The organism is Williamsia serinedens, assembly GCF_024171725.1.
GTDB lineage: Bacteria > Actinomycetota > Actinomycetes > Mycobacteriales > Mycobacteriaceae > Williamsia_A > Williamsia_A serinedens.
In genome coordinates this window covers 175,282-186,877 of the sequence record NZ_JAMTCG010000001.1, presented here as the reverse complement: position 1 = coordinate 186,877, position 11,596 = coordinate 175,282, and the positions used below count along the sequence as shown (strand labels likewise).

General features: G+C 73.4%; 9 protein-coding genes. 2 read left to right on the top strand and 7 right to left on the bottom strand.

Annotated features, from left to right (window positions below; all coding sequences use genetic code 11):
• Positions 1-95: 95 nt before the first annotated feature.
• Genes cobA through mqo form a run of 6 tightly spaced genes read right to left on the bottom strand, consistent with a single transcriptional unit; the run spans position 96 to position 7,525 of the window.
• Positions 96-1,355 (bottom strand): uroporphyrinogen-III C-methyltransferase, encoded by a 1,260-nt coding sequence (gene cobA, locus LX12_RS00830; protein WP_253652614.1) that lies wholly within the window; start codon positions 1,353-1,355, stop codon positions 96-98.
• On the bottom strand, positions 1,352-2,776 hold the full coding sequence (locus LX12_RS00825; RefSeq protein WP_253652613.1) for a cobyrinic acid a,c-diamide synthase CobB: 1,425 nt from the start codon (positions 2,774-2,776) through the stop codon (positions 1,352-1,354). The genes cobA and LX12_RS00825 overlap by 4 nt, the downstream gene beginning before the upstream one ends.
• The gene (gene cobO / locus LX12_RS00820; protein ID WP_253652612.1) at positions 2,773-3,390 is read right to left on the bottom strand and encodes a cob(I)yrinic acid a,c-diamide adenosyltransferase; all 618 of its coding nucleotides are present in this window, start codon (positions 3,388-3,390) and stop codon (positions 2,773-2,775) included. The genes LX12_RS00825 and cobO overlap by 4 nt, the downstream gene beginning before the upstream one ends.
• A gap of 18 nt (positions 3,391-3,408) precedes the next feature.
• Complete coding sequence (locus LX12_RS00815; RefSeq protein ID WP_253652611.1) at positions 3,409-5,499, bottom strand: VWA domain-containing protein; 2,091 nt, start codon at positions 5,497-5,499, stop codon at positions 3,409-3,411.
• Positions 5,496-5,966 carry a GNAT family N-acetyltransferase gene (locus LX12_RS00810; protein ID WP_253652610.1) on the bottom strand — a complete coding sequence of 157 codons (471 nt, stop codon included), beginning with the start codon at positions 5,964-5,966 and terminating at the stop codon, positions 5,496-5,498. The genes LX12_RS00815 and LX12_RS00810 overlap by 4 nt, the downstream gene beginning before the upstream one ends.
• Positions 5,967-5,980: 14 nt before the next feature.
• Positions 5,981-7,525 carry a malate dehydrogenase (quinone) gene (gene mqo / locus LX12_RS00805; RefSeq protein ID WP_253652609.1) on the bottom strand — a complete coding sequence of 515 codons (1,545 nt, stop codon included), beginning with the start codon at positions 7,523-7,525 and terminating at the stop codon, positions 5,981-5,983.
• Positions 7,526-7,793: 268 nt separating this feature from the next.
• Between mqo and LX12_RS00800 the strand changes: the two genes are divergently transcribed.
• Together LX12_RS00800 and LX12_RS00795 are read left to right on the top strand one after the other, a co-directional pair.
• The gene (locus tag LX12_RS00800) at positions 7,794-8,879 is read left to right on the top strand and encodes an alpha/beta hydrolase (RefSeq protein ID WP_372504889.1); all 1,086 of its coding nucleotides are present in this window, start codon (positions 7,794-7,796) and stop codon (positions 8,877-8,879) included.
• Positions 8,876-10,261 carry a mycothione reductase gene (locus LX12_RS00795; protein ID WP_253652608.1) on the top strand — a complete coding sequence of 462 codons (1,386 nt, stop codon included), beginning with the start codon at positions 8,876-8,878 and terminating at the stop codon, positions 10,259-10,261. The genes LX12_RS00800 and LX12_RS00795 overlap by 4 nt, the downstream gene beginning before the upstream one ends.
• Positions 10,262-10,270: 9 nt before the next feature.
• On the opposite strand, the gene LX12_RS00790 is transcribed toward LX12_RS00795, so the two are convergent.
• The gene (locus LX12_RS00790; RefSeq protein ID WP_253652607.1) at positions 10,271-11,596 is read right to left on the bottom strand and encodes a carboxylesterase family protein; all 1,326 of its coding nucleotides are present in this window, start codon (positions 11,594-11,596) and stop codon (positions 10,271-10,273) included.

The following is an 11,596-nucleotide window of genomic DNA, read 5'->3' as shown; positions in this document are numbered from 1 at the left end:
GACGTCGGGGAGAGGGTGGACACGGTTCCCGACGCTACCGAACGCCGCACGCCGGGGCGTAATCGCCGACGAGCCCACGTGGGCGGTCTCACGGGTCACGACGAGACGCGGCCCAGCGAACCGGTCAGCGCGTCGAACGCCGCGACCTCGCCGACGACCACGATCGCCGGGGGTCGCACCCCCGCGGCGCGGGCGTCGGCCCCGACCGAGGCGAGGTCGCTGGTGAGGCGCCGCTGCCCGGGCATCGAGCCGTTCTCGATCACCGAGACCGGGGTGGACGCGTCCCGGCCGCCGGCCATCAGCGCGTCGGCGAAGACGTCGAGTCGCTCGACCGCCATCATCAGCACGACGGTCCCGCGCAGCCGACCGAGGGCGTCCCAGTCGACGAGGGAGTCGGGGTGGTCGGGCGGGATGTGTCCGGAGACGATGACGATCTCGTGCGCGACACCGCGGTGCGTGACAGGGATGCCCGCGGCCGCGGGTGCGGCGATGGGGCTCGAGATGCCCGGCACGACGGTGACCGGCACCCCCGCCTCGACGCAGGCGACGACCTCCTCGTACCCGCGGCCGTAGACGTACGGGTCGCCGCCCTTGAGTCGCACGACGAACTTGCCCGCCGACGCGTGCTCGACCAGCGCGGCGTTGATGGCCTCCTGCTTCATCGCCCGGCCGTAGGGCACCTTGGCCGCGTCGATGACCTGCACCCACGGGGCGAGTTCGGCGAGCAGGGCCGGCGGCGCGAGACGGTCGGCGACGACGACGTCGGCCGCGGCCAGCAGGCGTCGTCCGCGGACGGTGATGAGATCCGGGTCGCCGGGTCCGCCGCCGACGAGGGCGACCCCGGCGGGGTGCGACCCGCGGCTCGGGGTGCCCAGTGTCCCGTCGAGCAGGGCGTCGGCGATCTCACCGCGGATCCGGGCCGACCGCCGGTGGTCGCCGGAGGCCAGCACCCCGACGGTCAGCTGCGCGTGGTGGACGGTCGCCGGCGTGGCCGCCGACCCCCGACTCGCATCGTCGGCGCGGACGCAGAAGATGTGCCGTTCCTCCGCCTCGGCGACCACCGCCGCGTTGACGTCGGGGTCGTCGGTGCAGGCCAGCGCGTACCAGGCCCCCTCGAGGTCACCGTGCCGGTAGGCGCGGGTCTCGACGGTGATCCCGGGGAACGACTCGACGGTGGGCGTCGTCTCCAGCGCGATCACGTGGACGTCGGCGCCGGCGGCCACCAGCGTGCCCAGTCGTCGGGACACCACCGAGCCGCCCCCGATGAGGACGACCCGGCGGCCGCGCAGGTCGAGACCGACGAGGTAGTGCGCGTCGCCGCCGCGCGGCCCGGTGACCGGGTCGCGCGGGGTCATCGGGCGACCCCCGCGGGCAGCGCGGCGGCCGCACGGTCGACGAGGCGCGCGATCGACCCGGGGACGCCCGCCGGATGTGTGTGCAGGTACGACGCGTGCACCGACCCGGCGACCACACCGTCGGCCACGGCGACGTCCCCGCGACGCCACCGCCACGCCGGAGTGGCGTCCCCGACGGCGGTGACGGTGCTGCGGTGGAACTCGTGGCCGGTGACGCGGTCGCCGACGGTGTGCAGCACCGAATCGGTGGGCGCGACGGCGTCGCGGTACCCCAACGTCAGCGACGGCCCGAAGTGCCCGGAGACGGGGACGACGTCGGCCATCCGGTGCCCGTCGAGGTCGCGGGCGAGGTACAGCAGACCCGCGCACTCGGCGGCGATCGGCCGTCCCGCGCGGGCGTGGCCGCGCACGGCGTCGAGCAGCCCGTGGTTCGCGGCCAGCTCGTGGACGTGTTCCTCGGGGAACCCACCCCCGACAACGAGGGCCGAGGTGTCGGCCGGGAGGTCCGCGTCGCGCAGCGGGTCGACGGTGTGCACCTGCGCGCCCGCCGCGGCGAGCAGCTCGGCGTGTTCGGCGTAGCCGAAGGTGAACGCCGCTCCCCCGGCGACGGCGACGGTCACCGGGCGGTCGGGTGCCGTCAGACCCGATCGCGTCCGTGCGTCGGCGATCTCGTCGGCGGCGGACCACGGTGTCGCGTCGGGCATCCGGCGTCCTCGGGCGGCCGCCACGATCGCGGGGAGATCGGCCGACGCGGTGAGCAGTCCGGCCATCGCGTCGACCGCGACCCGCGCGGCGTGACCGTGCTCCACGGCCGGGATGAGACCGAGATGCCGTGAGGGGACCGCGAGTTCGGGGGCGCGACGCAGCACCGCGAACACCGGCAGTCCGACGCGGTCGCAGGCGGCGCGCAGCACCTGCTCGTGACGCGGGGACCCGACACGGTTGAGGATCACGCCGCAGATGTCGACGCGGGGATCGAAACCGCGGAGCCCGTGCAGGATCGCGGCGAGCGTCTGGCCGTGCCCCGCGGCGTCGATCACGACGACGACCGGGGCGCCGAGCAGGGCGGCCACGTGCGCGGTGGATCCGTGGGCGATGTCGTCCGGCCCCTCGGGCTCGTCGGTGATGCGCCCGTCGAACAGGCCCATCACGCCCTCGACGACGGCGATGTCGGCGTCGGCACAGCCGGCGGCGAACAGCGCGGGGACACGATCCGCACCGACGAGGTTCGGGTCCAGGTTGCGTCCGGGGCGGTGCGCGGCGACGGCGTGGTAGCCGGGGTCGATGAAGTCGGGCCCGACCTTGAACGGCGCCACACGGTGTCCGGCCGCGGCGAGCGCACCGATGAGACCGGTTGCGACGGTGGTCTTCCCGCTCCCCGACGCGGGTGCGGCGATGACGATCGCGGGAGTGGGGGTCACCACTCGATCCCCCTCTGCCCCTTGCGGCCGGCGTCCATGGGGTGCTTGGTCTTGGTCATCTCGGTCACGAGGTCGGCGGCCTCGACGAGCGCCGCCGGGGCTCGGCGGCCGGTGATGACGACGTGCTGCTTGCCGGGGCGGTTCGCGAGCACGTCGAGCACCTCGTCGACGTCGATCCAACCCCACCCCAGCGGGTAGGTGAACTCGTCGAGCACGTAGAAGTCGTGGCGTTCCTGCGCGATGCGGCGCGCGATCTCGGTCCAGCCGGCGCGGGCCTGCTCGGCGTGGTCGGCCTCGGCGCCGTCGTCGCGACGGATCCACGACCAGCCGGATCCCATCTTCTGCCACTCGACGGGACCGCCCGTACCCGTCGTGGTGTGCAGGTCGCCGAGGGCGCGCATCGCGGTCTCCTCCCCCACCTTCCACTTCGCGTTCTTGACGAACTGGAAGACGCCGATGTCCATCCCGGCGTTCCACGCCCGCATGGCCATCCCGAACGCCGCGGTCGACTTGCCCTTGCCGTCACCGGTGTGGACGGCGAGCACCGCGGTGTTGCGGCGCTGGCGTGTGGTGAGCCCGTCGTCGGGGACGGTCGCGGGGACTCCCTGCGGCATCTCTCCTCCTCCTGCCGCTCAGGCGGCCGAGCGGACGATACCCGTGACGGCGTCACCGGTGATCTCCGCCAGCGGCATCCAGGTGGCGTCGAGGTGGGTGGCCAGCGTGCGGGCCATGCCGAGCCGTACGACGCCGGTCTCGCAGTCCAGGACGACCGCGTCGACCCCGCGCGTACGGATCCGGCCCGCGGCGTCGACGGCTCGTCGCGGCGCGTCCGCACCGGCGGTCGCACGGCCGTCGGTGACGACGACGAGCAGCGGCCGACGGCGGGTGTCCGTGAGCCGCGCCCGGTCGATCACCCCCAGCGACGTCAGGAGCCCCTCGGCGAGCGGGGTCCGACCGCCGGTGCGGGCCCCGGACAGACGGCGACCGGCGATGAAGGCCGACCGTGTCGGGGGGACCACGACCTCGGCCCCGGTGCCGCGTGCGGCGACGACCGCGACCCGGTCGCGCCGCTGGTAGGAGTCCCGCAGCAGGGAGGCACACGCGGTCCCGACGGCGTCGAGCCGGCGGCGCGCGGTCATCGACCCGGACAGGTCGACGCAGAACACGACGAGGTTGCCCTCGCGGCCGATGCGCAGCGGCGACCGCAGGTGGGCCGGCGCCAGGCGCAGTCGGTCGCCGCCGACGCGGCCCGTGCGCGTCGCGGGGTCGCCGACGGCGGTCAGGATGCTCGCGGTGACGTGCACGCCGGTGCCGTCGTAGTCGCGGTGACCGACCGTCGCGCCGCGTCGACTCCAGGCCGCCGACCGCCGACCGGGATCGCCGTCACCGACGCCGGCCGCCCGCACCGACCGGGACACGGTGGGCCGCAACGGTGCCGATGCGGTGTCGACGGGCAGCGGACCCGTGCGCGACGAAGCTCCCTGCGGCGAGGCCGTGTGCTGCGCGTCGTCCGAGCCCGTGGGGCCGGGGGTCGCGCCGTGGTCGGGCGCGCCGGCACCCGGCCCGTCGGGACCGCCGCCCCGGGGACCGTCGCCGTCGGGTCCACCGTCTCCGGGACCGTTCCCGTCGGGACCGTCGTCGTCGGGACCGTCGCCGGTGCCGGTGCCCGGGGGTCGCGGTGCGCCGTCGGTGGTCTCGTCGGTGCCCTCACCGCCGACCGCGGACGGGGGGTCGGGCGGCGTCGTCCGCGCGGCGTCGTCGCCGGCCTGCAGGGCGGCCTCGAGATCCTCGTCGGACAGGTCGGCGTCGTCGAACGGGTCGCGGCGCCGCCGGTGCGGTGCGGCGAGTTCGAGGGCGACGCGGATGTCGGCGGCGTCGACCTCGGTCGCACCGCGCAGCGCGGCGTGGGCGCGCGCGGTGCGGGCGACGACGATGTCCGCGCGGAGCCCGTCGACGCCGAGGGCCGTGCACGCGCCGGCGATCCGGCGCAGTTCGGCCCGCGGGGTGTTCACCCCGGCGATGGCCCGGCGCGCACGCGAGATGGCCTCGGCGACAGCGTCGTCCGCGTCGCGCCACCGGTCGGCGAACGCGACGGGGTCGGCGTCGAAGTCCATGCGCCGGGTGACCACCTCGACCCGGTCGTCGACATCCCGCGAGGCGGCGACGGCGACCGCGAGGCCGAACCGGTCGAGCAGCTGCGGGCGCAGCTCCCCCTCCTCCGGGTTCATGGTCCCGACGAGCACGAACCGCGACGGGTAGGACCGGGAGACGGCGTCGCGCTCGACGGTCACCCGCCCCATCGCGGCCGCGTCGAGCAGCAGGTCCACGAGGTGGTCGGCGAGGAGGTTCACCTCGTCGATGTAGAGCACCCCGCCGTCGGCGTCGGCCAGGAGACCGGGCGTGAACGCGGTCTCGCCGTCGGCGAGGATGCGCTGCACGTCGAGAGACCCGACGACGCGGTCGTCGGTGGCGCCGATCGGCAGGTCGACCATGCGTCCCGGGCGACCGGTCCCCCCGTCCCGCGGGAGCAGTGGGGCGAGCGCCCGCACCACGGTCGATTTCGCCGTGCCCTTCTCCCCGCGGATGAGGACGCCCCCGATCTCGGGCGCGACGGCGCACAGGATCAGTGCGAGCTTGAGCTGGTCCTGTCCGACGACCGCGCTGAACGGGAAGCCGATCGGCGGGTCGTGCTGGGCGGGAGCGGTCGTCGAGGTCGCTGTCACGCCGGCTGCCAGGGCTCCCCGCCGCCGCGCCGCATCGGCACGTGGGGGATGCCGTCGAGCAGGTACTCCGGTCCCTCCGGGGCGAACCCGTGCTTGGCGTACATGTCGACCAGGTAGGTCTGCGCGTCGATGCGGCAGGCGTGCGATCCGACCTCGGCCAGAGCCGTGCGCAGCAGGCGGGTGGTGTGCCCCTGCCCGCGGTGCCCGCGTTCGGTGCACAGCCGCCCGATGCGGAACGACTTGCCGTCGTCGTGCTCCTCGAGCAGGCGCAGCGTGCAGACCACCTGGCCGTCCTCCTCGAGCCACAGGTGACGGGTGTCCTGCGCCAGGTCCCGGCCATCGAGCTCCGCGTACGGGCACGACTGCTCCACGACGAACACGTCGACCCGCAACTTCAGGATCTTGTACAGCGTGGTCGTGTCGAGATCGAGGGCCCAACTGCGGTGCAGCGACGCGGTGGCGGTCATGGGTCCCAAGGCTGTCACACGGCCGAGGGTGCCGCCATCTCCCGCTCGCCCTCGCGGACGGAGTCGTCGGCGGGGGTGTCGGTGAGGCCGAGCACCCGGCCGCTCCACTCGAACACCTCACGGAACAGGTCCGGCTCGGTGTTCAGCTTCCGCCCGAACGACGGGATCATGTCGGTCAGCCGCGGCTTCCACGCGTCGAACTGCGACGGGAAGCACTTCTCGAGGACGTCGAGCATGGCCGGGACCGCGGTCGACGCGCCCGGGGACGCGCCGAGCAGGCCGGCGATCGTGCCGTCGGCCGAGTTGACCACCGCGGTGCCGAACTCGAGGTCGGCGTTGAACGCGCTCTTCTTGCGGATGACCTGCACGCGCTGGCCCGCGGTGATGAGCTCCCAGTCGGACCCGACGGCGCGGGGGACGAACTCCCGCAGCGTCTCGACGCGGTCAGCCGGTCCGGCGGTGAGTTCGCTGATGAGGTACTTCAGCAGGCCGAACTCCTTGGGCGCGATGCTGGCCATCGGGAAGGCGTTGAACGGTGTCACCGACGTGAGGAGGTCGGTGTTGCTGCCCTCCTTGAGGAACTTCGGCGACCACCCGGCGTAGGGGCCGAACAGCAGGCCCGGCTTGTGGTTGATCACGCGGGTGTCGAGGTGGGGCACCGACATGGGCGGCGCGCCGACCGCGGCACGGCCGTACACCTTGGCCTTGTGCTCGTCGACGAGGTCGGGGTTGGTGCACCGGAAGAACGCCCCGGAGACGGGGAAGCCGCCGAACTGCCGGGCCTCGGGGATGCCCGACTTCTGCAGCAGGTGCAACGCGCCGCCACCGGCGCCGACGAAGACGAACTTCGCGCGGACGGTGGTCTTGCGCTTGGTGCGCAGGTTCTGGACCTTCACGACCCAGCTCTTGTCCTTCTGCTGCGACAGGTTGGTCACCTGATGGCCGAAGTTGACCGTGCCGCCCTCGGCGACGATGTTCAGCAGCTTCTGGGTGAGGGCACCGAAGTCGACGTCGGTGCCGTTGGTGTACCAGTTCAGCGCGACCGGGTCGGAGAAGTCGCGACCGGCGGACATGAGCGGGAGGCGACGCTCGAACTCGGCGTCGTCACCGATGTACTCCATGTCGGCGAACAGCGGCTGCGAGGCGAGCGCGTCGTAGCGCTTGCGGAGGTAGTCGACGCCGTCGTCGCCGTGGCAGAAGCTGACGTGCGGGATCGGGTTGATGAACTCCGCCGGGGTGTCCAGCAGCCCCTTCTCGATGGAGTGCGCCCAGAACTGGCGCGAGACCTGGAACTGCTCGTTGATCGTCAGGGCCTTGGCGATGTCCACGCCCCCGTCGGAGTTCTGCGGGGTGTAGTTGAGCTCGCACAGCGCGGAGTGCCCGGTGCCGGCGTTGTTCCACGGGTCACTGCTCTCCGCGGCGGCGGCGTCGAGGCGCTCGTACACCGCGATCGACCAGTCGGGCTGCAGCTGTCGGATGAGCGCCCCGAGCGTCGCGCTCATGATGCCCGCCCCGATGAGGACGACGTCGGTCGTCGTGTCTGCGGTGTAGCCGGCCATGGGATACCCCTGTCGCTCGATGACGGCACCTCGCCGTGCCGCCCTGCGTCGTCGAGTCCAACCGCCGCGCCCGGCGCGGTCATCCCGCGCCGTCACCAGGCGGTCGGCTCCCGCCCCCGGTCGGGGACGGTTGTGGACCCATTGTCCACCTGACCCCCGTCACAGGCCAAAGACCGTGTGGCCCATCCCGCAGGTGGGATGGGTCACGTCCCGCGGTCCTGCCGCAGGTCGGCCGGTCCGCGTCGTCGCGGCGTCTAGAGTCGGCGTCGTGCCCCGCAGCGACCGCACCCCGACCGCCGCGCCGGCGACCGAGTGGTCTCCCGACATCCTCGGCGACGGCTTCACCTGCACCACGATCGACCTCGGCGCGGACCCCGACGGCGAGGCGCCGATCGTCGCGACGCTCGTGCGTCATCGCCCCGACACCGTCCCCGAGGGCCCGCGCGCCGCGGTGCTCTACGTCCACGGCTTCACCGACTACTTCTTCCAGGCCCCGCTCGCCGAGGCCTTCGCCGCCGCCGGGTTCGACTTCTTCGCCCTCGACCTGCGCAAGTGCGGTCGGTCGCGGCGGCCCGGCCACACCCCGCACCACATCACCGATCTCGCCGCCTACGACGCCGAGCTGGACGCGGCCCTCGACATCGTCGACGAGGTCACGGGCGGGGCGGCCGTCGTCGTCGCGGCGCACTCGACGGGCGGCATCATCACGCCGCTGTGGCTGGACCGTCTGCGCCGGACCGATCCGGTCCGGCACGAACGCGTCACGGGTCTCGTCCTCAACAGCCCCTGGTTCGACCTGCAGGGCGCCCCGGCGCTGCGGTCGTGGGGCACCTGGATCGTCCACGCCCTCGCGCGCATCGCCCCGACCCGACCACTCCCGCAACGACTCCCGGGCGGGTACGGCGAGAGCCTGCACGCCTCGGCGCACGGCGAGTGGGAGTACGACCTCGATCTCAAGCCGCTCGGCGGGTTCCCGGTGACCTTCGGGTTCCTCTCGGCGGTCCGCCGCGGTCACGCCACGCTGCACCGCGGGCTCGACGTCGGCGTCCCGTCGCTCGTGCTGCGCTCGGACCGGTCGCTGCTCGGCGGCCCGTACCGCACCGAGATCGACACCGTCGACGCCGTCCTCGACGTCGAGCAGATCGCGCGGTGGAGCGGATGCCTCGGCGACCGCGTCACCGTCGTACCGGTCCCCGGCGCACGCCATGACGTCTTCCTCTCGCGGACCCCGGCCCGCGACATCGCCTATGCCGAACTGTCGCGGTGGCTCACCGCGGCGACACCCACCCTGTCCGCACGGCGATCGGTGCACGCACCGGCCGCCGGATCCGACCCCTCAGGAGTCACCCCATGACCGTCGTCGACCTCGCCGTGATCGGCTCGGGCAGCGGCAACTCGATCGTCGACCCGTCCTTCGACGACTGGTCGGTGGTGATCGCCGACGAGGGCACCTTCGGCGGCACCTGCCTCAACGTCGGCTGCATCCCGTCCAAGATGTTCGTCTACGCCGGTGAGGTCGCGGCGACGATCGCCGAGTCGTCGCGCTACGGGGTCGACTCCCGTCTCGAGGGCGTGCGCTGGCGCGACATCGTCACCCGCGTGTTCGGTCGCATCGACCCGATCTCGCAGGGCGGCCTCGAGTACCGCGAGGACCGGTGCGACAACGTGACCGTCGTGCGGTCGCACGTCCGGTTCGACGGCCGGACCGACGACGGGTACCGGCTCGTAGCCGACGACGGGACCGAGGTCGTGGCCCGACGTGTGGTGATCGCGGCCGGGTCGCGACCGGTCATCCCGCCCGCCATCGCCGAATCCGGTGTGCGCTACCACACCAACGACGACATCATGCGTCTCGCGCAGTTCCCCGGACGGCTCGTCGTCGTCGGCGGTGGGTACATCGCGGCCGAGATGGCGCACGTCTTCGGGTCGCTGGGATCGCACGTCACGATGGTCGTGCGCGGCGACCACCTGCTGCGCGCGCACGACTCGGACGTGGCCGAACGGTTCACCGAGATAGCCCGCGGCCGCCACGACGTCCGGACCGGCGTCGAGGTCAGCCGGGTCCGTCTCGCCGACGAGGGTGAGGTGATCGTCGAGCTCTCCGACGGGTCGTCGGTGACCGGCGACGCCATCCTCGTCGCGACCGGCCGGCAGCCGAACGGGGACCGGCTCGCCCTCGACACCATCGGCGTCGGACTCGACGACGCCGGCCGCGTCGAGTGCGACAGCCACGGCCGCACCGCCGCGGAGAACGTGTGGACGCTCGGCGACGTCAGCTCGCCCTACCAGCTCAAGCACGTGGCCAACGCCGAGGCCCGTGTCGTGCAGACGAACCTGCACCGCGGATGGGACGCCGACGATCTCGGCACGTTCCCCCACGACGTGGTGCCGTCGGCGGTGTTCACGCACCCGCAGATCGCGGCGGTCGGACTGACCGAGGCGCAGGCGCGCGAGCAGGGCATCGACATCACCGTGAAGGTGCAGGCCTACGGCGACGTCGCCTACGGCTGGGCGATGGAGGACACCACCGGGCTGTGCAAGGTGATCGCCGAACGCGGCACCGGTCGCATCGTCGGGTGCCACATCCTCGGCCCGCAGGCGCCGACGGTGATCCAGCCGGTCATCCAGGCGATGTCGTTCGGACTCGACGCGCACACGATGGCCCGCGGCCAGTACTGGATCCACCCCGCGATGCCCGAGGTGCTCGAGAACGCGCTGCTCGGCCTCGACATCTGACGCCGCCGGTCAGGGGATCTCGACGTGCTCGCCCGCGTCGTCGGGGATCCCGTCCCGCGCGAAGGCCGCCCAGCGGGCGCGCATCGCCGGTCCGTGCTGCGCGAGAGCCGACCGCGGGTCGTCGCCGAGCATCGGCGCCCGCGACCACGCGTCGGGTGACCCCATGAGGAACGGCAGTTCGACGCTGTGGCAGGCGCCGGCGGCGAACCCCGGGGCGCGCCAGGTGAACCGGTAGGTCTGTGCCCGACCCCCGGCGTCGCGATGCGCGTCGGCCAGTCGGCGTGCCGGACCGGAGAACACCCGACGGGTGATCCCGCGGACGATGACCGCACGCGCGACCCGCCCCACCACGGGGAGCGCCGCGACCCGCGCGAGTGGCGGGACCAGATCGACGTAGGGCGACCCGTCGTCGGCGGCCCAGCCGACGAGCACCGGGATCCGCGGCGCGACGGCGGCGCGTTGTCGCGTCGCGGAGCCGACGTCCGGCAGGGGGTCGTGTCCGTACACCGGCCCGTACGCGACCCCGGCGCCGCGATGACCCTGTGCCGCGGCGAGTGCGGCGACATGCGCCTGCAGGACGTCGTCGACCGGGAGGCCGCGCGGGTCGTCGCCGAGTGCCTCCGACGCGGCGTGGGACATCGCCGCTGTCATGTCGTCGACGTCGGCGCGCATCGCGAACGGTCCGCTCTGCAGGATGACCCCGGACAACAGATCGGCCGTCTCGGCGACACCCAGCATCGCGCGGATCGCGTCCGCACCGGCCGAGTGGCCCATCGCGGTGACCCTCCCCGGGTCCCCGCCGAACGGCGCGATCGACCGCCGGACCCAGCGCAACGCCGCGAGCATGTCGCCGAGGCCGAGGTTGGCCGGTGCGACACCGTCGATCGGCAGGAAGCCGAGGATGCCGAGCCGGTAGGTGACGCTGACGACCACCACGTCCTGCTCGGCGACCATCGCGGAGAAGTCGTGCACGACGGCCTCCCCACCGCCGGACACGTAGGCACCACCGTGGATCCACACGAGCACCGGGAGCGACCCCTCGGGTGCACCGTCCGGGGCGAACACCGACAGCACCAGGCAGTCCTCCGACTGCTCGAGGTCGTCGGCGACCGGCCCGGTGACCGACGCGAGCCGGGAGACGATCTGCGGACAGGCGGGTCCGGGCCGGGTCGCGTCGACGACGTCGTCCGGCGTCGGGACGGGCCGACTCGGCGCGAACCGGGCAGCCTGGGCATAGCGGATGCCCGAGGCGTGCAGGACCCCGTCAGCGACCCGACCGCGGAACCGCCCGGCCGCGGTCGTGACGACGCGGGTTGCGGTGTCGGACGTCGTCAT